Source organism: Nitrobacter sp. 62-23 (genome assembly GCF_001897285.1).
GTDB lineage: Bacteria > Pseudomonadota > Alphaproteobacteria > Rhizobiales > Xanthobacteraceae > Nitrobacter.
The window spans coordinates 31,576-55,992 of the sequence record NZ_MKSM01000095.1; the positions used below are offsets into that span (position 1 = coordinate 31,576).

Here is a 24,417-nt window from a genome sequence, read left to right on the forward strand (position 1 = left end):
GGTTTTCAAAAAAAATTGCTGCCATAACCTGTGAATGAAATCACGGGGACCGCAATGGTTGAGAAAATCATAACGGGGGATCGTAATGTCCTCGATTTTCGCAGCTATCAACAGTTGCGTCGATTCGGCTCGGACAACGGCACCGTGCGTCGTTCGCCCGCGCGCACATGTCGGCATTGCGGCGCCGCGCTGCTCGATGGCGAGAGCGATGACGATTGTTCCAGCGCGGAAGTCGGGACGTCCGCGCTACGGGCGCCACCACGCCGGTTTTGTGCGGAGTGACCGGTGCTGCGGCGAAGCTATACGTGCTGGCCGCCGTTGATGTGGATCTCGGCCCCGTTGACGTATGAACTCGTCTCCGTGCACAGCACGTAGACGATCTTCGCCACCTCATCCGGCGTGCCGAGTCGGCGCAGCGGGATCTGCCGCTGGACGATTTTCTCGGTGCCCGGCGACAGGATCGTGGTGTCGATCTCGCCCGGCGCGATCGCATTGACGCGCACGCCGATGCGGCCGAAGTCCGCCGCCATCTCGCGGGTCAGCGAGGCCAGCGCCGCTTTCGAGGTCGCATAAGCCGCGCCCGCGAATGGATGCACGCGCGAGCCGGCGATCGAGGTGACGTTCACGACGGAACCCTTCGCGGCCTTCAATTCGCCGATCAGTCCGCGCGCCAGCATGATCGGCGCCATGAAGTTGACGCGGAACACCTTCTCCCAGGTTTCCATGTCGGTGTTCAGCGAGCCGAGCCGCGCGCCGCCTTCGCCCTTCGGCGAGATCGCGGCATTGTTGACCAGCGCGTGCAGTCTGCCGCCCTCGAGCCGGGAGCGGATCTCCTGAATCGCCTGCATCGTATTTTCAGGGTCGGACAGGTCGACCTGAATGTGATCCTCGGGCCCGGCATCCCACGGGCACTGCTCCGGAAAAGGATGCCTCGAACAGGTGATAACGCGCCACCCCGCGCTGGAAAAGCGGATCACGGTCGCATGGCCGATGCCGCGGCTCGCGCCGGTCAGCAGCAGCGTGCGGCGCGGCGCGTTGGGGTCGACCACCGTCGCCATATCGGTTCGAGGGTTTGCCTTGTCGGGGGTCATGGGTACAGCCTTGTCTTGGTCCACGGCGCGTCAGGCGCCGTGCGGCGGAACTGGATGCGGTCGTGCAGGCGGAACGGGCGGTCGTGCCAGAATTCGAACTGCATCGGCGCGATCCGCCAGCCGCTCCAGCCCGGCGGCCGCGGCACGCTGCGGACAATGTATTTTGCGGCTTCCTTCGCGATCGCCTGTTCAAATGCAAAGCGGCTTTCCAGCGGCTGCGACTGCCTGCTGGCCCAGGCGCCGATCTGCGCCTGCTTCGGGCGGGTGGCGAAATAGGCATCGGCCTCGGCGTCGGTGACGGGCGCCACCGGTCCGCGCACGCGGACCTGCCGGCGCAGCGACTTCCAATGAAACAGCAGCGCGGCTCTGGGGTTCGCGGCGAGTTCGCGGCCCTTGGCGCTGGCGATGTGGCTGTAGAACACGAAGCCCTGCGTATCGTAGCCCTTCATCAGCACCATGCGCACGTCGGGCAGGCCGTCCGCGTCGACGGTGGCGAGCGCCATGGCGTCGGGGTCGTTGGGTTCCGACGCGGCGGCTTCCGCGAACCACGCCGCGAACAGTGCAAACGGCTCCGGGCTCTCCGTGAAATCACCGGACGTTAACTGGCTTGTGTCCTTGATGTGCGTGGTGTCGTTCATGTGGGAGTCCAGGTTGCGCCGGTCCATCGTCGATAGTCCGTTGCGGTCCTTATACAGGGCAAACCTGGATAGGGCACGTCCGCGCGTTGGCCTATTTGCGATCAGGCCCGCCGCGGCGATGGTGACGGCGATCCTGATCGGGGCGTCGGCCGGAGGTTGCAGTTTGGCGCGCAACGAGGGGGCCTTCGCGCAGATGACGGGGGGAGACGCCACCGGGTCGATCGGAGCGCCCGCACGCACCGGTCCGACGGATACCGATCTCGCCTTCGCCCGCACCGCCGCCTCCGACGTCTTGACCAAAGGAAGCAAGGACGCGAGCCAGCCATGGGAAAATCCCTCGACCGGCGCGCGGGGCTCGGTAACGCCGTTGGCGCAGGCCTATACGGCTGAGGGTCGCACCTGCCGCGATTTTTTGGCGAGTTACGTTAACGGAAATTCCGAAAGCTGGCTGCAGGGCGCCGCCTGCAGGTCAGGTGGCGGCCGGTGGGAAATCCAGTCGCTCAAACCCTGGCAGCGAAGCTAGCGTTCTTTTCCCGCCTGCATGGACTTAAAAAGCCGGCTCGGCTTTTTCTGGGTGTTTCTCGACGCGTCGTGCCCACATTGCTCGAAAAGGCTATAGATTGCAGGGGCGAATGGCCCGCCGGCCCGTTGCAAAAATGCCACGGATGCCCCAGATGATAGAGACGTGGGTCCGGGGGCCCATGGTCCGAATTTCCTGAAGGAGACTGAGACGGATGCGCGACCCCTATGAGGTCTTGGGGGTGCAGCGGGGCGCCAGCGCGGCGGCGATCAAAAGTGCTTTTCGCAAGCTCGCGAAGAAGCATCATCCCGATGCCAACAAGAACGATCCGAAGGCCGCCGAACGTTTCGCGGAGTTGAATACCGCCAACGAGATCCTCGGTGACGAGGCCAAGCGCAAGCAGTTCGACCGCGGCGAGATCGGTGCCGACGGCAAGCCGCGCTTTCAAGGTTTCCCCGGCGGCGGTGGTCCGCGCGGCTCGCGGCCCGGCGGTGGCTTCGAGCAGTATGGCTTTCGCAGCGGAAGTGGCGGCCCCGGCTATGACGGCGGTGGATTTGAGGACATCCTCAACACCATGTTCGGTGGCGGTCCGGCCGGCGGTGCGCGGGGCGGACGCCGCGGCGGCGCGCAGTTCGACTTCGACACCAGCACCTTCGGCGCGCCTGATCTCGATCTCAATGTCACCATGACGGTGTCGCTGGAAGAATCGGTCAAGGGTGGCGACAAGCGCATCCGTCTGCCCAGCGGCAAGGAACTCAACGTCAGGGTTCCGGCCGGCGTCATTAACGGCCAGCAGATTCGGCTGAGGGGACAGGGCGACACCGCGCCCGGCCATCGCCCTGGCGATCTCCTCATCACGGTGACCGTGGCGCCGCATCCGGTCTTCAAAGTCGATGGCAACGACCTGCGCGCGGATTTGCCGATTACCCTCTATGAGGCGGTGCTCGGCGGCAAGGTGCGAGTGCCGACGCTCGGCGGCGCGGTCGAACTGTCCATTCCGAAGAATACCTCCGGCGGCCGCACCTTTCGTCTCAAGGGTAAAGGCATTCCGAAGGGCGGCGCATCCGGGGATCTGTTCGTCACCACGCGCATCATCCTGCCTGACGGCAACGACGCCGAGCTTGAGGGCTTGATGGAGAAGTGGCGCGACGCGCACCCCTACAATCCCCGCCGCGATCAGGGATAGAGCATTCGAGCGAAAGCATCGATGCGGTTTGTGTGCTCCGTCCGCACCCGCGTTCGCCAATTTGGCATGACCGGAAAAGTATTTAGCCTTCTTGTCGTTCGCAGTCGCTGGCAAACGCATTGAGCAGCGCGTTGAAGGTGTCGGCCTGCTCCCACTGCGGGATATGGCCGGCGTCGGGGATACTCTGGACTGCCCCGCGCCACAGCGTCGGCATCGCCAGCGTCCTGACATAATCGCCGTTGATGAGCTGGTCCTCCGCGCCGTGCAGCACCGCGAGCGGCCGGGTCAGGCTAGCGATAACCTCGACCTCGTCACGGAAGCCCTCCGGCGTGATGCTCGCGCCGAGAGTCTTGCGGGCGCGGCCGTCCGTTCGCAGGACATCGTCGATCATGAAAGCCGGCAGGTCGGCGACGCCCGGCCTGAAAGCCGCGGCGACATAGCCTTTAGCCTGTTTTTCGGTGAGATCCTGCGCGAAGGTGCAGGCCATCGCCGGATGCATCAGGAACGCCTGCTTGACCGCGGGCGGAAACGCAAACGGCGGCGTGCCGAAGATTGCAAAACCCTTGGCCCGCGGCAGGTCGGGTGCGGCCTCCAGCACGATATGTCCGCCGAGGCTCCAGCCGACGAAAATTGCGTCCCCTGCGTCCAGGTGCTCGGCGACATGGCGCATCACGCGCGCATGGCCCGGCATGGTGTAGGTGGAGTTGGGATCGGCCGCATTGTCGGACTCGCCATGTCCCGGCAGGTCGAATGCGATCACGCGATGCGCCCTGCCGAGATTGCCATCCAGTTGTTGCGCAAAAGCCTTCGAGGAGGCCGAGTTGCCGTGAACCAGAACGATGGCGCTGCCGGTGCCGGCGGATTGGCGGTACGCGATCCGGCCCGCGTCCGTGGTGATGCTTCCGGTCGTTGCCATAAATCCCCCTCCGCGCATGATGTGGTGCGGACCATGACCAAAATGTATCGGCTGGGAAAGAGGCTTGCGTCTTCGTTCTCGATGCCGTGGCCGCAGTTCAGCGGCGTATCGCCGCTGATGTATGTCGTCGGGCCGAAATGGTGTATATCCCGCAGCAACCCGCCCTGCCGATGCCAGATCCTGTCCTCTTGATATGCACACCATCTACTACATCCGCCACGGCAAGACCGAATGGAACGCCGATGGCCGCTTCCAGGGACTGCAGGACATTCCGCTCAATGATCTCGGCCGCGCCGAGGCGGTGAAGGCGGGTGACATTCTGCGCAAGCTGTTTGCGCGCGAGGGGCGCGATCCCCTTGGATTGGGCTTCGTCACGAGCCCGCTGTCCCGCGCGCGCGGCACCATGGAATTGATGCGCGGTGCACTGAGCCTGCCGCCGCATGACTATTCAGTCGACGACCGGTTGCGCGAGGTCGGTTACGGCCACTGGGAAGGCCTGACCCTGGCGCAGATGAAGGCCGCTCATCCCGAGGTCTTTGCAGCCCGCGAGGCCGACAAATGGAGCGTGGCGCCGCCGGGCGGCGAAAGCTACGCCTCGGCCACGGCGCGGTTGCGTGACTGGTATCACTCGCTGAAGTCGGGCACGGTCGCAGTGGCGCATAGCGGCACGGCTCGAGCGCTGCTGGTGGTGCTCGGCCTCCAGACGCCGCAAGCCGCCGCCAGTCTGCGGATCGAGCAGGGCGCTGTGTATGTCCTGCGCGAGGATGGACTGGCGAAGCATAGCTAGCCAGGACAGCGTTTTCCCTCTCCCTTGCGGGAGAGGGTTTTCCGAGCAAGGCGAGGGCGGGGGCTTCAGGGGAGGTTTGACGCACCGGACTCCGCACGTTACCAAACGATCAGAAGTCGGTTCTGACCGATCCCATCGCGGGCCTGCTTAAGCTATGTCCCACAACACCTTCGGCCATCTGTTCCGCGTCACGACCTTTGGCGAGAGCCATGGGGTTGCGATCGGCTGCGTGGTCGACGGCTGTCCGCCGTTGCTGCCGCTCACCGTGGAGGAAATCCAGCGCGATCTCGATCGGCGACGTCCCGGCCAGTCGCGCTTCACCACGCAGCGGCAGGAGGCAGACGCGGTGAAGATCCTGTCCGGAGTGATGCCGCATCCCGATAGCGGCGAGCAGGTGACGACCGGCACGCCGATCGGGCTGCTGATCGAGAACACCGACCAGCGCTCGAAGGACTACTCCGAGATCAAGGACAAGTTTCGCCCCGGCCACGCCGATTTCACCTATGAGGCAAAGTATGGGCTGCGCGACTATCGCGGCGGCGGGCGGTCTTCGGCGCGAGAGACGGCGATGCGGGTTGCGGCCGGCGCCATCGCGCGCAAGATCATCCCGGGCATGAGCGTGCGCGGCGCGCTGGTGCAGATGGGGCCGCACAAGATCGACCGCGAGAAATGGGACTGGGACGAAACCGCGAGGAATCCGTTCTTCTGTCCCGACAGCGACAAGGCCGCGTTTTTCGAAAGCTATCTCGATGGCATCCGCAAGAGCGGATCCTCGATCGGCGCCGTGATCGAAGTGGTGGCCGAAGGCGTGCCCGCAGGACTTGGCGCGCCGATCTATGCCAAGCTTGACGGCGATCTCGCCGCGGCGCTGATGAGCATCAATGCGGTGAAGGGCGTCGAGATCGGCGCGGGCTTCGATGCCGCCGCGCTGACCGGCGAGGGGAATGCGGACGAGATGAGGATGGGCAATGACGGTCCGGTGTTCACCTCGAACCATGCCGGCGGCATTCTGGGTGGCATCTCGACCGGCCAGCCGGTGGTGGCGCGGTTTGCTGTCAAGCCGACCTCATCGATCCTGTCGCCGCGCAAGACCGTCGATCGCAACGGCACCGAAACCGATATCTTGACCAAAGGCCGCCACGATCCCTGCGTCGGGATAAGGGCGGTGCCGGTGGGCGAAGCCATGGTCGCCTGCGTGCTGGCCGACCATTTCCTGCGTCATCGCGGCCAGATGGGCGCGCGCTGACGCTCCTCGAAGCCGCTATTCTTCCGGCTCGGTGGTGAACAGCAGCGGAAAACCCATTTCACGACCGGCGTCGGTGGCGCGGGTGGCCTTGGTCTCTGCAATGTCTTTTGCGAACACGCCGACGACGCAGGAGCCGAGTCGGTGCGCGGTGATCATCACATTGTGCGCATGATCCTCGGTCATGCCGAATTCGGCCTTCAGTACCGCCACGACGAATTCGCGCGGCGTGTAGTCGTCGTTATGCAGAATGACCTTGTGCAGACGCGGGCGCTCGGTTCTGGTTTCAACCTTTGTCCGCGGTTTGATGGCGGTATGGCTCATTCCGGCTCAATCTTCGACTGAAGTGGTTTCGGGCACCGGCTCGCGCCGAAAGACGCGTCAAATACGGAACTGCAACCGACAAAGAAGATAACCCGCAGGATATAGCGTGGGCGGCCACTGCAAAAGGGGGCAGGGTTATCCGGCGCCACCCAGCCTTCCGCTAAGGCCCACGGCCGTGTCCAGGGGACTTTTTCGATTTTCATCTCCAGTTGTGTATTTTTGGTGGACGGTGCTTGCGCCCGGACAGGACCTGGCTCAACCCCGGGCCGGTTTCGCGGTGCCGCGGCTCGCGTCGGGGTGCCTGGCGGCGATTTCGCGCCGCTGTGCCGGGGTCGCGTGCTGGACATCGCGGACGATTCTCGGCGTCTGGACACCGATTGCCGCGCGGCGTCCGACATTGTAAGGGATGGCTGCGCCGGGCGGTTGCATGCGCGACCTCCGGCCCGGGCCTGTAGCTCAATGGTTAGAGCCGGCCGCTCATAACGGTCTGGTTGGGGGTTCGAGTCCCTCCGGGCCCACCAGTAGTTTTCCCAGTCGTGATATTGACCTCCCCACGTCACTTTGTGGCCAGACCTGGATGGCTGCTTGTCGGCACAATGCGGGTGACCTGATCGTAAAGTGTTCGTAACGTCAACAAATGTTGACACATGTTCCGCTCGATCGGAGATGCATGAGCGGGAAGAAGCCTTCGGGCCAGCGCTCGTGGTGTTCGATCCCAGCAACTACAGCCAGAACGCGCTGACGGCAGCGCGGACGCTGGAGCAGCAGGTCAAGCAGCTCTACCCTCAACAATACGCCGCGTCCGTCTCCGGCGATCAGATGGTTCAGGACGCGCGGGCGCGCTGGGACGTACCAGCCAATTCGGAATCCGTCCCCGGACAGAGAAGCCAGCCATGTAGCGCGCGCACAAATTGCCGGAAGTCGAACGCGCTCTGTTCGCCCTGCACCGCGCCGGTATAGGGGTTGACGCACAGCGTGCTGGAGGCACCGTCGGGACGAATGACAGAGACGGTTAGAGCAAAGATCGATTTCACCGGTCGGGAGATCGTGCGTACTCGTGCGCCAGGCTCTTCGCGCTCCACCGCCGCTAGTACCTCGTCGTAGCTAAGAAGCCGCACGTCTCCCTTTGGGGCGTTAGCCCGCGCTGCGGGGTTCGCCAGCTATACGATTTCTTCGCTAATGGTTGCGATCGATCCGGTCAAGCAGACGAAGAACAGAAACGCCCAGATCGGCAGCGCCAGCCAGCCGTGAACCACGAACCATATGCGGGCTCGGGAAGGTTTGGAATTGCCATTCGTGTTTGCTTCTTTAAGCTCTTTTTATGGTCATCTCTCAAACCTGTGGAATGCTCCTGTTACATCAGTAGAGAGAGAGCGAAACAGACCAGCACATTCGTCGTTGCATCAGAACGTGTATTTCATACTTAGACGAACGCTGCGCGGCGCACCCCAAGTGTAGCTGCCGTAATAGCCCATGATGTTGTAGTATTTTTCGTCCGTCAGATTTCTGATGTTAAGGGTCGCGCTCAGATTGTCGTTGAATTTGTAGCTCGCCATCATGTCGACAACCCAATAGCTCGGTGCAGTGATCGGTGCATTTTTATAGGCAGGGTCCATTGTGGGGTCCCAACTCGGGTTCGCCGCAATATCCCAGGTCTTGTCCATCCAGCGCACACCGCCACCAAGCGTAAGTCCAGTCAACGCACCATCAAACTTATAGGTGGCATAAAGTGTGGCCTGGTTCGCAGGAATCCCAGTTGATACCCTGACGCCGTCTCGACGCGAAATACTATGCGTAAAACCTCCGTGCAGCTGCCAATTGGGAGTCAAGTACCCCGAGACTTCGATCTCAAAGCCCTCCGTCCGCACTCCATCTATTCCACGATAAGCCGCGCCGCCGCTTGGCGTCAGACCTCCAGTCGGCACCGGATAATTATCCTGCTCAATTATAAAATAGGCCGCGCTGGCGTTGAGGCGTTTGTTGAAGAACTCGCCCTTGAGGCCGGCTTCATAATTCTTGCCAGTCTGCGGATCAAGCGTGTTGCCCTGCTCATCCAGTCTGGATTGCGGTTTAAAAATTTCTGTGTAACTAGCATAGGCTGAGATGTTCTCAGTCAAATCATAAATCCCACCGACATACGGCACGACTACATTTGACGCTTTCATCTGAACGATCGAGCTTCGCAGCCTCTCGTAATTTGCGACGCGACTACCAGCTATTATCTTGAATCTGTCGTGGAGATTGAAGCGAGCGGTGGCGTAGTATCCACTCTCCTGGGTGACTTCATCAATGAACGTTCGTTTGGTGGTAGGAGCAACCCAATTTGGTTCCGGAACGTTACCATCCCAAGTGTAGTAGTTTGGAATGTCGATATCAGCGAAACCGCTAGTACTAGTAAAAATATCGTTCCATCTGCGATGAGAAACGCTACCTCCGAAGACTAGATTGTGTTCACGACCGAATAACTGAAACGGCCCAGTCGCGTAAAAATCCGCCGCGTTGCTTCTTGTGGTGCCATTAAACAGAGCTGGCTCTACATACACACCGGAACCGTCAATCGGGTCTGGGTCGCCGTAGACTGCCCCACCACGTTTTGCCTTGTAGCTGTTTTCCTGATTCCTAAGTTGGAGCTTTGCATACCAACCGTTATCAAAGCGATGTTCGAGGGTAGAAAAAACCGTCCGGGTTGCTTCTTCCCATGTGCTCCACCGCGTTACTGGATTGAATGAACGATCCGGCACAAAGTTGAAATTACCATTCTTGTCAAAGTATCGTATGCGACTCTGGTACATTCCAACAGGTTTGTAATTTTGATAGTCTGCGCCCACTGTCAGCGTCGTATCTGGCGTCAAGTCTGCTTCCAAAACCCCATACACCACCGCATCATTCTGCTGGACATGATTTAGATAAGAATTCGCATCACGATAGGCTGAGACAAAGCGCCCACGAACCGTGCCTTCTTTGTTCAATGGACCTGAGACATCTAATTCGCCGCGATAGTCGTTCCACGAGCCCGCGCTGAGGGTCGTATGTCCCTGAAAAATTGAGGTCGGTTTCTTACGGATCATATTGATGGTCGCACTCGGGTCACCGCTGCCCGTCATCAGGCCCGTCGCACCTTTGAGCACTTCAACGCGATCATAAATTGCGGTATCCCCACGACCTTCGCCGGCAGGATATGTGACGTTGTAGAACGACGGTATGCCGTCATACTGAAAGTTCTGGATCGTGAAGCCGCGCGCAAAGTACTCACGTCGACCGTTTTCATAGTCGATGGCGCTGACGCCGGGCGTTTGATCCAGCACTTGACTGATGGTGCCGAGATTGAAATCCTCGATCTGCTGTCGCGTGACAACGCTGATCGACTGTGGTGTTTCTCGCGGGGTAAGTTGGAGTCGCGTTGCCGTCGCGGTGACGCTTGGCGTGTAGGAGCCGGTGCCTTCGGTCCTGCCGGGATCGTTCCGCGAAGCGCCTTGAACATCAATCGTATCGAGCGAGATCGCTCCATCAGGAAGACCACCAACAGCGACATTCGGGGAAATAAGGGTGGCCGTATTGGCTCCAGTGAGACGGACATTAATTCCCGTGCCGGCGAGCAACGTGCGCAACGCCTGTGCAGGCGGCATCGTACCGTTGACAGCGGCGGAGCGATGTCCGTCCGTGATGCGGGTCGAATAGCCGACTTGCCACCCCGTTGCGCGAATGAAAGCATCGAGCGCGGCCGGCAATGGCTGTGCGGGAATTGCGAACTGAACCGACCGGCTCTGGACTGAGGCAGATGCCGACTGTTGGGCAAATAACGGCGATGACAGACCCGCGCCAGCACAACACAGGATCGTCGAAGCCAGCAGCCATGACGTCATGCGCCGGAGCCCTCCAGTCGCAACCGAAATCTCCTGCTTGCCTCTCACTGCCTCACTTCGAAATGCCATCTATAACGCCCCCAGTCAGCCCCGGGTTCGCGCGCTCGCTGAATGCGAACGTCGCGCCCTATCCCTGAAGACTGAGGACGATCACCAATCTCACAAAAAAAGTTTGCGCGGATCAGCGCAGGATGATGATGCCGCCTGGCAAGGTCGTCACCGTGCCGCCGGCCGCTTCCGCCAGCGATTGAATCACAAGAAGCGGTTGATCCAGTTTGTAATTTCCGCTCACCGAGACGCGCTCGATCGCGCTATTCGTGACGAAGATTCGTCCTGGATAGTAACGGCGCAGATCGTTTAGAACTTCGCCAAACGGTCGGTCATCGAAACGAATGCGGCCTTGCAGCCACGCGAGCGAACGTTCTGTGTCGATTTGTCTAACTGGCGAGATCGAGGTCGCCGTCACGCTGACCATCTCACCCGGCGACAGCGAGGCGTGCTCTTGCGGCTGCGCGCGGTTCGCGACCTCCACGACGCCGCGGCTGAGAACCACGTTGTCTTGGCTGTCATCCAGTTGCACGGAGAAGGTCGTGCCCTTGACTTCGACATCTCCGAACCGGCCGGCGACCCGGAACGGAATCGGCAAGCCGGCGCGGACATCGAAATAGGCCTCTCCCTTCAGCACCCTGACGTTGCGCTGTCCGTTCGCAAAGTCGAGAGCAACCGCGCTCTCGGTATTCAATGTCACGCGAGAACCGTCGGGAAGTGCGACGATCCGTTGTTCGCCAGCGACGGTGACGTAATCAGCGCGCAGCCGGAGTGATAGATCAGGAGCTTTTGCTAGTGCGAACGCGACGATCACCGCTGAAACAATGGCGGCCGCCTTTTTGCCCAGCGATCGTCGGCGCGATTTTTTCCGTGGCGCGACGAATCCCGTGGCCTTGGCAACATTCCTGGTCGCCTGCAAGAATTCCGGAGCGCCCCAAACCTCTGTGACCTTCTCGAACGCTGCCGCACGACGCGGATCGCCATCGAGCCAGGCTCTGAAGGCGCGGCTGGTTCCGGGATCGCCGGCGGCCCCCTGCAAGCGCACGAACCAGTCTAGCGCCTCGGCGGCGAACGGATCGTCGTCGGCGTCATGCTTTGAAGAACTGCGTTCTTCAGGGCCGGCAGGATTGTCCCGTGTCACTCAGATCGCCTGCTTGCTTGGGAGCCTCATAATGTATGACTCCATGCACGATCCGATCTCACAAAAAAAGAGGCCGCCAGAACCTGGGCAAGGCCGGCCGGGGTGAGACACGAGCGAGAGGCTGCTCGGCTAGAGGCGATTTGGCCGCGCCATGGCAGCCATGCAATGCGCCATCGCCAGCCGCACGTCATTATAGACTGTATTCGGAGAGACACCGAGATGCTGGGCAATAGCTGGATAGGACCAGCCTTCCATCCGCCTCAGGAGAAGCACCTTTCTCGGCCTTTCGGGAAGTCCGATAAGCGCTTGCTCAAAGAGATGGAGCCGCTCCTTGTCGATGAGCGCCATTTCCGGGGACGGCGCGTCGCAGGGAATATTGAGAATGGCCTTCTCATCCGTGATCGGACATTCGACCTGGGCGCGACGATTCTGCAGACGCTCCTGGTCGACGGCGATATTGCGCGCGGTCCGAAACAGATAGGCTTGCGGATTTTCGATCAGGCTGCGCTGCGCCGATGCCAGAAGGCGGAGGAAGGTTTCCTGAGTCGCGTCCGCGGCATCCGCCCTATTGCGGAAGCGGCGCAGGAAAAACCGGCGAAGCCGACTTTCCTCCGTCTGCTGTAACTCCTGAACCAACGTCACGAGCATATCGGGTCTCCTGACCAACGCGCGCGGTGGGCGTCACTCCAAATGCAAAACTGCCAACCGATCGACATGAGCCTCTTAACGTGGCCGAAATTCCTTCACAAACACAATGATTTAGAATGAGTTTAATGAGAACGATCAGAAAATCTGGTCGAACGTTTCCGTAGCGCATCACATTGAAAATACGTCTATTTTTGTGAGTGTCGTACCAAAGTGACAGGGCGCTGTGTTCTTTGGCTCCGAACGCTCGGCAACGCTCCGCCCCGCCTCGGACGATATCAAGCGGAGCCAGACATGAGGTAGAGCGTCATCTCCAGACCCGACCGATGCCCTCGACCAACAGCGTGCGCCCGGCCGAAAGAGCATGAACTACCATTGGCACCTCCGCCATAACTGTGGAGCACGACCCCTCGCGCGCCTTCCACGATCGAGCATCTTGTTTTCTGATAAGGTCAGCCTCCTGATCGAAGGGGGTGGGTCATGGTTCAATATTCAGGACTGCGCTTCTGGAGCGATGCTGGGGCAAGGGATCGCGCCATCGACCGCCTGTTGGCGTTGCGCGCCGGCCTCACCAAGGATGTCACGCCTAATAACAAGCAGGACTCCTTTCACCTCGCGACCTGGAATATCCGGGATTTCGGCGGCAGCCGGCTGAACCCGTCGCCACGCCTGCCGGAATCTTTGCTCTACATCGCGGAGGTTATATCCGCCTTCGATCTGGTTGCAGTGCAGGAGGTCAACGAGAACATGACCGACTTCCAGAAGGTCATGAAGCTGCTTGGCCCGCATTGGGACTATATCGTAACCGACCAGAGCGGAAACATGGAGCGCCTCGCGTTCGTGTTCGACACGCGCAAGATCCGGTTTCGCCATGTCGCCGGCGAGATCGTGCTGCCTGCGAAGAAGGGCAAAGAGGTTGCTCAGTTCAACCGCACGCCATTCCTTGTCGCTTTCCAGGCGGGCTGGTTCAAGTTCAACATTTGCACCGTGCATATCTACTATGGCTCCGCGCAGGACACCGCGCAGCGTAAGCGTGAGATCGCCGACATCGCATCGTTCTTCACGGCACGGCAGAAGAAGGACGGCGAGACTTATATCCTGCTCGGCGACTTCAATATCCTCAACCCCTCCGATCCGACCATGAACGCGCTGCTGGGCGGCGGCTTCGAGGTGCCGGCGGCCTTGCGCAAGCCAACCGCGCTGGCGAGCGAGAACTATTACGATCAAATCGCGCTGAGAACACAGAACAAGCTGGTCGAGATCAGGAATGCCGGCTGCTTCCGCTGGCAGGACTATGTGTTTCGCGACGAAGCAGACTATGCGGCCTATAAGCCCTTGATGCCGACCAAGACCAAGACCGGCAAAGACGCAAAGACGGACAACAAGGCATATAAAACCTGGCGCACGTGGCAGATGTCGGACCATCTGCCGCTGTGGACCGAGATCAAGATGGATTTCACCGAATCCTATCTCACCAGCCTGAAATCCGGCGCGACGCCTCTGGCGACATTCACTCCTGAATCAGGTCCGCGCCCCGAGGCCGGGCCGACCTCCGATAGCTGATCGGTCACGCCGTCTTCCGGCCAGGAGCTGTTCGCATGAGCAAGAACATCGTTGTCTGCTGCGACGGCACCGGCAACGAGGTCGAGGGCAATCTCTCGAACGTTCTCAAGTTATTCCGTATCGCTCAGAAGAACGAACATCAGCGCGTCTACTACAACCCTGGAATTGGTACGATCGGCAGTCGCGATGCCTGGATGCGGCTGAAGCAGAACACCAGGGCTGTGTTCGGACTGGCGACCGGCTACGGCCTGGACGACGACATTCTCGGTGCCTATCGCTTTATCGCTGAGCAATTCGAAGATGGCGACCAGATCTTCTTGTTCGGTTTCAGCCGCGGCGCCTACACCGTGCGCGCGCTGGCGGGCTTCATCCACATGGTCGGGTTGTTGCCGCCCGATCAGCTCAATATCGCGGACTACGCGCTGACGGCCTACAAGCGCGCCAGCGAGGAGAACAATCTCAGCATTGCCTGGAATTTTAGCCAGATCGCCGGCGGCCGCCGCGCCACCATCAAGTTCATTGGCGCATGGGATACGGTCGCCTCGGTGCTGGTGCCACGTCGCGACCGCATCATTCCGACGCTGCTGATGCTACCCTTCACGCGCGTCAATCCGAGCGTCGAAGTCTTCCGCCACGCGATGGCGATCGACGAACGCCGTCGCATGTTCCGCCTGAACCGCTGGACCGCGCCGCAACCGTTCGTCGCTAATCGTTTCGATTCATCCGCGCCGCCTCAGGCCCAGGACATCAAGCAGGTATGGTTTGCGGGCGTCCATGCCGACGTCGGCGGCGGCTACCCCGAAACCGAAAGCGGCCTCTCCAAATTCCTCCTGGTATGGATGATCGATGAGGCGGTCGCCCACGGACTGAAGATCAACACCGCGATGAAAAACCACCTCGTGCTCGGCCGGCCACGCGAGGGTGGGCGACACGTCTATGTCGCGCCGGATGCGCAAGGGCCGCTGCACGATTCGCTGACATCAGCCTGGAAAATTCTGGAGTGGCTGCCGAAATCCGCGAAGTGGAAGGAATGGGAGCGTCGCGAACTTCTCGGGTTTTACATTCCCGATGGGGAGCCAAGAGTTTTAGCCGATCCGTCCGTCAAACCTCGCATCCACCAGTCCGTTGTCGATCGCAAGGCGCAGACGTCTGACTATGCGCCCGTCAACTTTCCGGACGAATTTGACATCGAGCCATGATGTTGGCCGACGCGGCAACCCATGACCTTGTCTTGAACGATGACGTTGCGCGCTTTGTACGTTGCTAACGCCGCCTCGCAGGTCGTCACGCCACGCAGGCCGATGAAGCGCGGCACTTCGCAGAGACGTCAACGTCATGAGTGCTTCGGACCAGTAGCAACCCGGGTGCCGCAGGAATAGTCAGTGGGCATCGTGGTTGCAATGTGGTTGCAACTCCGATCTCGTTCCTGACCGCTCGTGAGATGATGTCACGTAATTATATGATTATATTGGAGAAAGCTGGCGCACCCGAAAGGATGAAACTGGGCACGGCTATATCATTGCAGGGCCTCTATAATTTTCAATCGCGATCCTCAAGTCTCTGAGCGCCTGCTTTGATGGCGGGCTGAACTCCCGCCCTACTGGCCGGAACGGTGTCGCATAATCACCGAACGTTAGTAACAAAGCCCCGACGGGCTTACGCCGGTAAACCCTTTCTGCTGACAGTCTCTTTCCAACGCCTTCTGATGCCTGTCCCAATTCTCTTCGACGCTCTTTGCCACGCTTAGCTGCTGCTGCTTTGAAATAAGTCCAGACTTATCGAGGAAATCCGAAAATACCTGGAACTGCGCGAAGTGTCGAACCGAGGCCGCCATTCCACAGTATAATATCTTGACCTTATCGCTTTCGTCGCACGCGGGAAAACCTCCGCCAGGATTGTAATCTTTGTCACCGGGGCGTGCAGGACCGACGCCTCCTTTAAGGGTTACCTCTTCTCGACGGCGATTTGCAAACTCCGTCATTTCTGGCGAACAGTTCGGATTGACGGGCACGCGGCCATACCGACCCTTCAATTCAAGGTAGATAGTTTCTCCTTGGTTTGACAATCCACCGCGACCCTCTTCGAGAGCTCGTGTGTAATAAAGAAATGCCATGCAATCGAAATTTTGCGCCGAGTCAAAGAGTTTAACCGCGCGTACATCATCGCGCCCAACACCTTCACCGGTGTAGTACAACACCCCCAACAACGTGGTCGCTGCGGGAAGTCTGCTGTCACCCGCTTTGTTCAGCCACTCCGCGGCGAGCTGCGAATCCTTTTTTATGCCATCGCCGGTAAAATACAGCGTTCCGAGCATGCCTTGCGCGATTGCATTTCCAGTTTGAGCTGCCGTGGCGACCCAACTGGCGGCGACCGCTTTATCGACTAACTGTCCCCTACCATCCGCAAATAAATCATGCATCAGCATCATGGCGACAGGATTCCCGAGAGCGGCCTCATCCTGCAGTATCTTTATTCCTTCGTCCGTGCGCCTGCTTACGATCAACGCTCGCGCCATCATTAATTTGATGACGCGATCATCGGGCGAATATCTGACGGCTTCTTCGCACGACTTTATAGCTCGCCCGGAGTCGATCCGATCCCATGGAACTCCTGCGCCCTTGCTTCCAGGTTCGTAGATTGTCGCGGCTTCACGTCGGCATTTCTTTTCCGCCACAACGGCCGGAGGCGTGCCCGGATCGGCAACTTCCAGGGTGTCCGCCAGATCGATAATGTCATGACAGGTGACTTGGTGCTGCCGTTGCTGAAGAGCGGCAAACCGATCGCTTGATGAACCATCCATCGCCCCGGTGGCAAGCACGCCGTAGCTCTGGCTAATGAGGAGCATGGAGGCACTCGGATTGAACTTGCGGCAGTTCTCCGCGTCGGAAGCGATTGTCCGGCGCTGAGCCGCTTTCGACTCGGCGGCAGCCTTCAGCGCATCGTCCAATTTGGTCCGCATAAGCGTGAATTTGAGTGCCGGCACTGCCATGTCTGGGTTGTCGGTGAGTTGCGAGAACATGTAACGCAACGCTGGTTCAACATCGCGGTCCAGAAACGTGCGAATGCACGTTTCGAACTGGTTCATCGAATAATCTGTATTCGGGCAGCCAGCCCATTGAGGGTCGATGGTGGAAATTGCGCGGAAAAGCCCCGCAATTTCGCCGCACGTTTTAGGCTCGTAACGCAGTGTGCTCCGCGTGACTCGTTTAATTGCATCAAGAACGGTGGTCAAATCACGGGACATCTCGCTACAGGGGACGGAATATTGCTGTATGACATCCTTGAATATTTTGGCTCCAATGAGCTGTGCGGTGCCGAACCCCACAACGGATTGCCGGGTCGGGTCCGGGTTAGCTTTGATGATCGCCCATAGGCATCGCGCCAAAGTCTGGTTGTCGCTTTCGGCTTGGCAAATGACATCGGCGGAGCCTTCCAGCGCCGGGGCCATAGATGCAACGGGCGCCGCCGCGACAGGCGCTCGCGGAGTTGCCACCGTCATAGGTCCGGGGAGTTCCGAACGCGGTGGGGCGGCCGGCGCGGGTGGCCTCGATGCCGCGAGGCGTGGGGGAGCTTGTTGTGTAACTGCTGCTCCTTGCACGGTCTGCTGAAGGGAAAATTCAGCGCAGCCAGGAAAAATTACGGAGGCATTGGCCTTTCGCTTGTCCGATGAGAGTTGGCCGCGATATCCGGCCGGGCGAAAGCCGGGAAAGCGCTTGAGCTGTCGTGTTGGCCGCAACTCGAACAGCCCATTGGAATCGACAACCCCTGTCATCTCAAATTCGGCGCCGGTGGTTCCTGTGGTAGGCCGAACCGTCGCCCGCGCCGCGATGTGCGTCTGATCAGCACCGGACACCGTGAGTGTGAGCGCATATGGGATGCCACCGCAGATGTATTGGCCTTGCCAAGTACCTTGGATCGGTGCCTGAGCCAGCGCCGGAAAATAGGATGCCATGGACAACAACGGCACGAGAGCAAATGCCAATTTACGCATCGAACGTTTCCCTCGCTTGCGCCCACTGGCTATCAAGAAGAGTTTCGGTGTAGCGCAAGCACTCGAAACAGGTAGCCCACGGCGATCGAGGCTGTCGAAGTTCTCGCCAGCATACGTCCTTCTCGACGTTTACCACGCAACGCAAAGCGACAGTCTTTTCTTGCCAGTCATATCGCTACCATGCATCCACGCCGCTGACCCGCTCGAAGCGGCCACCATCGACTGGCGATCCGTTGCGGTTAATGTAAACAACAGCACGATCGTGATAGATAAACAGCACGCGCTGATCCGGCGCATAAGCGACGGTTCTGACAACCGTATCGCCGCTCATCTCAACGACGAATTTGACCGCGAAGCGGTCGTTGACGGCGAGTGTTGACGTCACCAGACGCCTCGCCTGATTGTATTCGTTTGCCCAGGAGAGCCGCTCACCCGTCTTCTTGAGAGCAGTCTCTTTCGTCAGTAGCCCGAATGTGAAGAAACCCTCGGTCTGAAGCGTGTCGCACTGAGGAGCGAAGCAACGTCCCGTGCGCTTGAGCGTGTTTCCGAACGTATCATATTCGTACTGTGTTTTCTCAAATGGCCCGGTATCATTGAACTTGGTTTGATCTGCGACGAGATCGGTGTCGTGGTCATATAAGTAGTCGTAACCTTGTTTCGGATAATGCCATTTGGCGAAGCGAAGCCGGCCGTCCGGGAAGTGCTGTTTCTCCACCTCGAATATCTGCGCGCCGGTCAGGGCATTGACGATCCGAAATATCTGACGATCATCGGAATATTTGTATTCACCGAATCGTTCGATCTTTCCGGCCGCAGAGACAATCTCAACACGAGCAGGTTGGTTGTGTCCGTTGCGGCTTATGAGCGTGATTGAACGGATGGAGTCGTCCGGGTTTCGTGTCGTAATCTTGGCGAGATAGGTGGATGTTCTCACGTATTCGTAGCTATTCGTGTATTCCAGCCGATTGAAGGCATAGCGTTTGACTATGGTCGGCCGCCCCGCCGTGTCACAGGCGACATCATACCAGGATGCATTCTCCGGGTTGTTGTCGATTTCTCGACGATCGATCCGCCTGTCCATAATCGGCACGAGATGGCTCGTGTCATTGACGTTGAAATAAGTATAGAGACCCTCGCACTGTCCAGCCTTCGTGCCCGAGGGGGCGTGCGGGTCAGGTACAGGCGCCACCTGACTGCGTCCTGCGCAGACTTCCAGCGCTTTGCGGCCGAAATTCTCCGAGCCTCTGAGATCGAAATCCACGGCTTTTTCAGCGCGCGAGTTCTCGATGCTGAGAGAGGCACTGCCCGGCAACACGTCGAGAAATGCGGCCGGCAGGGCTTCGGCGACGATCCACGCCTTATCCGGCGCGTAGTAGCGTATGCTTGTGAGAAAAGGAATCGTTCTCCCGTCTTGCAGCGTCACGATCAGCCTGCCCGGCCGGTCCACGCCGTCGGCTCTCTCCAGCGCGTTTCCCTTGTAGTCATAGAGGGAGGCTCCTGTGCCAGGGCCAAGCGCCGTGTTGCACGCCATCGTCAAGAAGGCACGACCCGCCGTCGCTTTATGCTGAGTACTCACCCGCTCGGGGTCGTGAGACACGAAGACCGGCCATTCGGCCGGAGGCGAGGCTGCTGCGCTCGCCGATTGTTGCGAAGACCGCGGTGGGGCATCAGCAGAACCTTGACGAAGGCCGGAGGTTTTTCGCCAAATCCAGTCATTATTCCGATAGCGAATCTCGACGGCGCAGGAATCGCTGGACATGAGCTTGCTGCCCCGACGGGGTGCGCAATGCGGATCGCCCGCGTAGATACGGGCAGTAATCGATGTCAGCTTTTTATCTGCGCTGATATTGAAGGTTTTTTCATAGAGATGCTCGTGGAAGATTTCTTTCCACCCTGCACCGTCTCCCTGAATCATGATGACGGCGTCGCAGCCGCGATTGCTGCAATTCGCGCCAGTGTAATGGTCGGCGCAGAGAGTTTCATTGTCCAGGATCAGCGCCGGGCGGCCGTGGTCGAGCGTCACCGAGGTGATGCCCGCCATGCGATCAGTGGGCACTCCCTCCGAATTATACTCCTTGCAACTGTTGCGGACAGTCTCAGCATACGCCCTGACCGCAGCAGGCAAATGTTGATATTGCGCGTCCGTGGTTGCCATCGGCAATTCGGCAGCCACTTGCCTCACGTTCGAGGGCTGCTCGTTCTGGCTGGCGCGCGTTGTCTTGTCCCAGCCCGTGCCGTCGAGCGAGACCGCTACGCGAAAGCCCATGACATTGAAGCGTTCATCCGAACTTTCCTGCGGGCTCCACATGCCGTCGTTGCCCTCGCGGTCGTAACCAAAGATCAGCCGCTCGGACGCGCGCATCGAAAGCTGCGTCAATTCATAGTCGCCGCTGCGCGCGACGAAGACGACGCAGTCGGCTTCGTTCCACGGCGAGCCATCGGGAGGTGCACCCTGATAGCTCTTGTGGAAACAATCCTCGACCGTCTCTTGTGCGTTACCGCCCATATCGTAGAGGCCCCAAGGATTGGGCTTGTAGGAGCCGACCTCGGCCGTCCAGTCTGGATGTATCTTTTCCGCGCAAGCTGCCGCGAGAGCGGCCTGATAGCCGGATTTGCGATCCGCAAAATTGGCATAGTCGCAGGTGCTCTTGAAATCGTTCCCCCAAAAGCTGAATGTTTCTGTTCCGGCGCGGTAGGCATATTCCCACTCCGCCTCCGTGGGCAGACGATAGTGCTTGCCAGTTTTCGTGCTCAGCCAGTCGAGATAGCCCTTCATCTCATTGCGGGATACGCAGACAGCCGGTTGCCTGCCGGTCACGGGCAGCCCCGGCTGCGCATAGGAACCGTCGCCGATATAGATCACGTAAGGCGCGGATTTGGTCTTGTCCCCGCCGGGGACGGGCGTGCCGGTGTATTTGAACGCATGGGGGCCGCTTTCCATCACCCGTATGCCGCACTTGCCGCCCACATGCGCTCCGGTTTCCTTCACATAGGCTCCGAACTCATCGACCGTGACCTCGAAGCGGCCGATGGCGAAAGGATAGCCGATCGTGACCCTGTGCTGCGGAACGGACCAATCTGCGTATTTGAGTTGCTGTACCTCCTTCGGGCTCGCGCCCATCATGAAGGAGCCAAGAGGCAGCGGCATCATCTCGGGGCAGTTCGCGCAATCGCGGAAGGGCTGACCGACAGCCGCAGCCGAGCCTGCGACTTTGGTTACTGTTCCGGCCTGCATGGGCGTGCCGAGTTGCCGGGCCGCATCCGGCGCGGTCGCCTGGGCCGCTTGTTCACCCCTGCGTCGTTGGATCGAGATGCGGAAATTCTCCGGTCCGGCCGACCGCATCAGTTGGCCGACTCTTACCTCATAGTCCGTCCTCTGCGCGGTGAATGTGAAGCGATCTTGAGCATCCGCAACATCGAGGATCGAGAAGACGGTATTGTCTCCGCCGAGGATTTTCAGCGTGAACTCCTGGCCGATCTCGGTAGCCAGCCTATAACAGGTCACGCCTTCCGCCGGTGCGATGCCCGTCAGAAGGAGACCGTCTTTGCCGGGAAAAAACTGAAGGTCTTGGCATCCCTCGGCCGAGGCGCGTCCGGTTGCTGAAATATTGACACCAACAATTAACGTCAGTAGCGCCAATAACGCCGTGAACTTGCTCACCTTCCACCCTCCGAAACGATAGAATACGAGGCGGATCGCTCACTCACCATACGAAATGAATTGGGTCGATCGCAGGGTCCCGTCATGCAACGCTCAGCTATTGCGCCCTGCGTTCGCCCATGCTTTCGAAACGCTATTTGGCCGCCGCGCCGCTTTCTGAAAAGCAACCAACCAGAACGACGCCCTTTCCATGTAGCCTCGTTGCGACCGCGAACGGAGAGTTATGATAGCGAGCCTCACACCATTTGGATCGATAGGCGACCATTTGGGTCTCTCCGATTTGCTCATCCGGCGGCTTTTCGGGAAAGATCGTTGCCGCGAAGACAGGCGTAGTGCTGAGCACGACGATCGATGAAAGAACGAACACCATCTTCTTTGTTCACTCCCCCAGGGGAAGAACAGAGGTTAGTCGAGAGGGCATATGCAGAGCAAGCGCTGTCCGCAGGGCGAACAGGCAGCCCCGTGCGCTTGATCATTGCGGCGCTGCCGCCAAGAAACGAATAGCCGAATATAGACGACGCATTATCGATCACGCCTGCCCCGGCGGGATTTACACTTCTGATGTACGCAAAGGCTCCGTCGTAAAAGCTCGCAGTCATTTGCAAACCAGCGTCAAACGGACCAAACGATGGCTCACTTCCAACTTGCTGCTCAGACATGTGACGCCCTTTCCAATGTTTGGATGTTTACGGCCTCGGCGCCTCTCTGAGGGTGAAGAAATAGCAAAGGAACAACAGTCCTTCGCTGAAGAAGGTCGCGGACCAACAAAATAAGATAGCGCTCAAGGCAATGTAGACACGTGGAGATGTCTCCATTGCAAAACGAGCCAGATCAGCTTGATACGCCAAACTAAAGTTTTCAGCGACGATCATACCAGTGAGGCCACCGCCCAGAAGCACAACAAACAGCTTCTTTTGCGATCGACGCTGATCTCGAATCTCCTGGAGCTTTTCGAGATAACTATTAACAGAATTTGTGGAGGTGAGAGTCGCAACAACATGTACGACACACAGGATTAGAGCCAACCAAATGAACATTTCTAATATGTAAAAATCAAGAATCGATGTCTGGTCGGCAAGGCTGCGCTGTGCAAAAAACTGGTAGCTTTTCCTAGAAAGCATCAAGAAAGATGCGTTCTCGATGTTAATGCCGACCGCCTGGAAGAAGGCAGAAAGTGGCCGCTCAAGCAGAAACGCGAGCCCAATCGCGACAGGCAAAGCTATTATCGAGCGCAAAACGTACGCCTTGCTCTGCGGCTTCATATTCTGTCCTCGAATATCGGAACTCGAACGCCGCCCTCTACAAAGGGGAAACCAATTCCAGCTCCCACTTGCATACCGACAGAGGCAACTGAATTAATTTCTCCATCCGGGCGAGCAACCACCCTTCCCGAGACAAGGGGCCCGAAAGAGAGTCCTTCGGCAAAGATCGATCCATTTACCGTTCCCACGAAGGCAATTGCTCTACTCATGGATGACGTCTGCTGCCAAACATAATGACAAAAAGCGTCCAAGACACGCCTGCGCAACCACACCGCAACATCTGCTTTCGGATATTCTCCACGCGCTTTTGTTTCAATGAGGCAACGTAGTCAACATGGCTTGCGAAAGCATATACGGTCCGGCAAAGAGACCTTCGGGAATCCGTGAAACTGATACAGTTCCGGTCAAGGCAAAACGTTGCTCATCTGCGTCAGCCCTTGTGCTTGACTTTGATGAATGAAGATCGTGCTTAAGAGTGCCAAAAAGAAGCCTATCCAACCGGCCATAATCAGAACTGCCCAACGGGTCTGACGATGGACGGTTTGCGCACATGCTCACAGCTCCGGCGGCAACGAAGCCAAAGGATCAGCTTTCCAACAGAGCTGTCGTCTGAATGGGTGTTGAAGTTGGTAGGAAAAGGAAACGTACGTATGGTCCGCTACTCGGTCGCCGATTGATCGATAGAGCGAATAGACCTTCCAGTGCCAAAACTAAGCAGCCGCCACAAGAGCAGCACAGCTATCAACTAGTATTGTGCCTAAGGCAGGCGCGCCAATGCGATCCGGCTTTGAAGAATTCGATAAACGCCCTAACCAGCCTTTGGCTCATGTGGACACCCCACCCAACGAAACCAATCAAGCCTGCATGGCCAATCGCGATCGCGAGAGATTCATATGATCCGGATTCAATCGAAAGATATGGTGAGGATAGTTCTTTGAACGCTGTCGTTTGTTCAAGCTAAATCGCAAAATACAACTTCACGTTTTGATGAGCGCAGTTTATCACAATGTAATACGGCAATGATGCCGCGACGCCGCAAATGTTTTGCGTCTTAGGTTTGTGTCTATATGTGCACAATGATTACGTGATATGTACATGATATATCGTTGAACTGGATCGTCAGCGGATGCAAGCGGGCGTCTATCCTCTGTATGCCCGAGTGGACCGATCAGCAGGGGTGGCGCCGTGACGGTCTCCTGATCCTATCGGTCGATATAACCGGAGCAAACCACCTCAACGGAATGGCGGGGCAGAAACGACGTAATGGCTACGGGTCGCATGTCCGACGACTTGGAAAACCCGAACCTATGCAAGCACCGCGCGTGCGACACTGTTATTGGGACCGAGCCAGCGGACTTGCCATTAAGGCCGGCGGTCATCGAACCGCGTGAAGAGGCCGGAGAGATGACCGCAACCGACCATCGAGCCAAAACGAAGAAAAGCTCTTGCCAGGCAGGCGTCGTCGGAGATGAAGGTGTGGATGGCGTCGGCAGCCAAGCCAGCGCATGTGGCAAGGTAGACATCAGGATTCACTCGAA

General features: G+C 58.8%; 18 protein-coding genes, 1 tRNA gene and 1 pseudogene. 8 read left to right on the plus strand and 12 right to left on the minus strand.

Annotated elements, in window-relative coordinates:
- Positions 1-299 precede the first annotated feature (299 nt).
- A complete protein-coding gene (locus tag BGO16_RS08515) occupies positions 300-1,091 on the minus strand; it encodes an SDR family oxidoreductase (RefSeq protein ID WP_292618191.1) in 792 nt (263 codons plus the stop codon).
- The gene (pdxH, locus tag BGO16_RS08520) at positions 1,088-1,729 is read right to left on the minus strand and encodes a pyridoxamine 5'-phosphate oxidase (RefSeq protein WP_292618192.1); all 642 of its coding nucleotides are present in this window, start codon (positions 1,727-1,729) and stop codon (positions 1,088-1,090) included. Before pdxH ends, BGO16_RS08515 begins: the two co-directional genes overlap by 4 nt.
- Between pdxH and BGO16_RS08525 the strand changes: the two genes are divergently transcribed.
- Together BGO16_RS08525 and BGO16_RS08530 are read left to right on the plus strand one after the other, a co-directional pair.
- Entirely contained in the window at positions 1,728-2,252 is a 525-nt protein-coding gene (locus BGO16_RS08525) for an RT0821/Lpp0805 family surface protein (protein ID WP_363091708.1), read from the plus strand. The two genes, pdxH and BGO16_RS08525, sit on opposite strands and share 2 nt — an antisense overlap.
- A 211-nt stretch (positions 2,253-2,463) precedes the next feature.
- Positions 2,464-3,435, plus strand: coding sequence for a J domain-containing protein (locus BGO16_RS08530; RefSeq protein ID WP_292618194.1), 972 nt, complete (start codon positions 2,464-2,466; stop codon positions 3,433-3,435).
- 82 nt (positions 3,436-3,517) lie between these two features.
- On the opposite strand, the gene BGO16_RS08535 is transcribed toward BGO16_RS08530, so the two are convergent.
- Complete coding sequence (locus BGO16_RS08535) at positions 3,518-4,351, minus strand: alpha/beta hydrolase (RefSeq protein ID WP_292618195.1); 834 nt, start codon at positions 4,349-4,351, stop codon at positions 3,518-3,520.
- A gap of 193 nt (positions 4,352-4,544) precedes the next feature.
- On the opposite strand from BGO16_RS08535, the gene BGO16_RS08540 reads away from it, so the two are divergent.
- A complete protein-coding gene (locus BGO16_RS08540) occupies positions 4,545-5,138 on the plus strand; it encodes a histidine phosphatase family protein (protein WP_292618196.1) in 594 nt (197 codons plus the stop codon).
- 154 nt (positions 5,139-5,292) lie between these two features.
- Entirely contained in the window at positions 5,293-6,384 is a 1,092-nt protein-coding gene (gene aroC, locus BGO16_RS08545) for a chorismate synthase (RefSeq protein WP_292618197.1), read from the plus strand.
- Between the two features lie 15 nt (positions 6,385-6,399).
- On the opposite strand, the gene clpS is transcribed toward aroC, so the two are convergent.
- On the minus strand, positions 6,400-6,705 hold the full coding sequence (clpS, locus tag BGO16_RS08550; protein ID WP_292618198.1) for an ATP-dependent Clp protease adapter ClpS: 306 nt from the start codon (positions 6,703-6,705) through the stop codon (positions 6,400-6,402).
- A gap of 445 nt (positions 6,706-7,150) precedes the next feature.
- Between clpS and BGO16_RS08555 the strand changes: the two genes are divergently transcribed.
- Together BGO16_RS08555 and BGO16_RS18135 are read left to right on the plus strand one after the other, a co-directional pair.
- Positions 7,151-7,226, plus strand: a tRNA-Ile gene (locus tag BGO16_RS08555).
- 145 nt (positions 7,227-7,371) lie between these two features.
- A pseudogene (locus tag BGO16_RS18135) lies at positions 7,372-7,551 on the plus strand (hypothetical protein); the annotation flags it as partial.
- On the opposite strand, the gene BGO16_RS08560 reads toward BGO16_RS18135, so the two are convergent.
- From BGO16_RS08560 to BGO16_RS08575, 4 genes are all read right to left on the minus strand, one after another.
- Positions 7,530-7,823 carry a PepSY domain-containing protein gene (locus BGO16_RS08560; RefSeq protein ID WP_292618199.1) on the minus strand — a complete coding sequence of 98 codons (294 nt, stop codon included), beginning with the start codon at positions 7,821-7,823 and terminating at the stop codon, positions 7,530-7,532. The pseudogene BGO16_RS18135 and the gene BGO16_RS08560 overlap by 22 nt on opposite strands.
- Positions 7,824-8,108: 285 nt before the next feature.
- Positions 8,109-10,568: a TonB-dependent receptor gene (locus BGO16_RS08565; protein WP_292618200.1), complete on the minus strand. Its 2,460-nt coding sequence runs from the start codon at positions 10,566-10,568 to the stop codon at positions 8,109-8,111.
- Positions 10,569-10,749: 181 nt separating this feature from the next.
- The gene (locus BGO16_RS08570; RefSeq protein WP_292618201.1) at positions 10,750-11,757 is read right to left on the minus strand and encodes a FecR domain-containing protein; all 1,008 of its coding nucleotides are present in this window, start codon (positions 11,755-11,757) and stop codon (positions 10,750-10,752) included.
- 129 nt (positions 11,758-11,886) lie between these two features.
- A complete protein-coding gene (locus BGO16_RS08575) occupies positions 11,887-12,405 on the minus strand; it encodes a sigma-70 family RNA polymerase sigma factor (RefSeq protein WP_292618202.1) in 519 nt (172 codons plus the stop codon).
- Positions 12,406-12,882: 477 nt separating this feature from the next.
- Here BGO16_RS08575 and BGO16_RS08580 point away from each other — a divergent pair, with 477 nt between their 5' ends.
- Both BGO16_RS08580 and BGO16_RS08585 read left to right on the plus strand, forming a co-directional pair.
- Positions 12,883-13,965, plus strand: a complete 1,083-nt coding sequence (locus tag BGO16_RS08580; protein WP_292618203.1) for an endonuclease/exonuclease/phosphatase family protein — start codon at positions 12,883-12,885, stop codon at positions 13,963-13,965.
- Between the two features lie 35 nt (positions 13,966-14,000).
- Positions 14,001-15,164 carry a DUF2235 domain-containing protein gene (locus tag BGO16_RS08585; protein WP_292618204.1) on the plus strand — a complete coding sequence of 388 codons (1,164 nt, stop codon included), beginning with the start codon at positions 14,001-14,003 and terminating at the stop codon, positions 15,162-15,164.
- Positions 15,165-15,598: 434 nt separating this feature from the next.
- Here the strand turns inward: BGO16_RS08585 and BGO16_RS08590 are convergent, their stop codons facing one another.
- From BGO16_RS08590 to BGO16_RS08605, 4 genes are all read right to left on the minus strand, one after another.
- Positions 15,599-17,956, minus strand: a complete 2,358-nt coding sequence (locus BGO16_RS08590) for a tetratricopeptide repeat protein (protein WP_292618205.1) — start codon at positions 17,954-17,956, stop codon at positions 15,599-15,601.
- Between the two features lie 175 nt (positions 17,957-18,131).
- The gene (locus BGO16_RS08595; RefSeq protein ID WP_292618206.1) at positions 18,132-21,617 is read right to left on the minus strand and encodes a formylglycine-generating enzyme family protein; all 3,486 of its coding nucleotides are present in this window, start codon (positions 21,615-21,617) and stop codon (positions 18,132-18,134) included.
- A gap of 284 nt (positions 21,618-21,901) precedes the next feature.
- Entirely contained in the window at positions 21,902-22,276 is a 375-nt protein-coding gene (locus tag BGO16_RS08600) for a hypothetical protein (protein ID WP_292618207.1), read from the minus strand.
- Between the two features lie 27 nt (positions 22,277-22,303).
- Positions 22,304-22,879: a hypothetical protein gene (locus tag BGO16_RS08605; RefSeq protein WP_292618208.1), complete on the minus strand. Its 576-nt coding sequence runs from the start codon at positions 22,877-22,879 to the stop codon at positions 22,304-22,306.
- Positions 22,880-24,417 lie beyond the last annotated feature (1,538 nt).

Coding starts and splice junctions, on each gene's coding strand:
- BGO16_RS08525 (WP_363091708.1), top strand. CDS start 1,728: ATGTGGGAGTCCAGGTTGCGCCGGTCCATCGTCGATAGTCCGTTGCGG.
- BGO16_RS08515 (WP_292618191.1), bottom strand. CDS start 1,091: ATGACCCCCGACAAGGCAAACCCTCGAACCGATATGGCGACGGTGGTC.
- BGO16_RS08590 (WP_292618205.1), bottom strand. CDS start 17,956: ATGCGTAAATTGGCATTTGCTCTCGTGCCGTTGTTGTCCATGGCATCC.
- BGO16_RS08600 (WP_292618207.1), bottom strand. CDS start 22,276: ATGTCTGAGCAGCAAGTTGGAAGTGAGCCATCGTTTGGTCCGTTTGAC.
- BGO16_RS08605 (WP_292618208.1), bottom strand. CDS start 22,879: ATGAAGCCGCAGAGCAAGGCGTACGTTTTGCGCTCGATAATAGCTTTG.
- BGO16_RS08580 (WP_292618203.1), top strand. CDS start 12,883: ATGGTTCAATATTCAGGACTGCGCTTCTGGAGCGATGCTGGGGCAAGG.
- BGO16_RS08540 (WP_292618196.1), top strand. CDS start 4,545: ATGCACACCATCTACTACATCCGCCACGGCAAGACCGAATGGAACGCC.
- clpS (WP_292618198.1), bottom strand. CDS start 6,705: ATGAGCCATACCGCCATCAAACCGCGGACAAAGGTTGAAACCAGAACC.
- BGO16_RS08530 (WP_292618194.1), top strand. CDS start 2,464: ATGCGCGACCCCTATGAGGTCTTGGGGGTGCAGCGGGGCGCCAGCGCG.
- BGO16_RS08575 (WP_292618202.1), bottom strand. CDS start 12,405: ATGCTCGTGACGTTGGTTCAGGAGTTACAGCAGACGGAGGAAAGTCGG.
- BGO16_RS08535 (WP_292618195.1), bottom strand. CDS start 4,351: ATGGCAACGACCGGAAGCATCACCACGGACGCGGGCCGGATCGCGTAC.
- BGO16_RS08565 (WP_292618200.1), bottom strand. CDS start 10,568: ATGACGTCATGGCTGCTGGCTTCGACGATCCTGTGTTGTGCTGGCGCG.
- pdxH (WP_292618192.1), bottom strand. CDS start 1,729: ATGAACGACACCACGCACATCAAGGACACAAGCCAGTTAACGTCCGGT.
- BGO16_RS08585 (WP_292618204.1), top strand. CDS start 14,001: ATGAGCAAGAACATCGTTGTCTGCTGCGACGGCACCGGCAACGAGGTC.
- aroC (WP_292618197.1), top strand. CDS start 5,293: ATGTCCCACAACACCTTCGGCCATCTGTTCCGCGTCACGACCTTTGGC.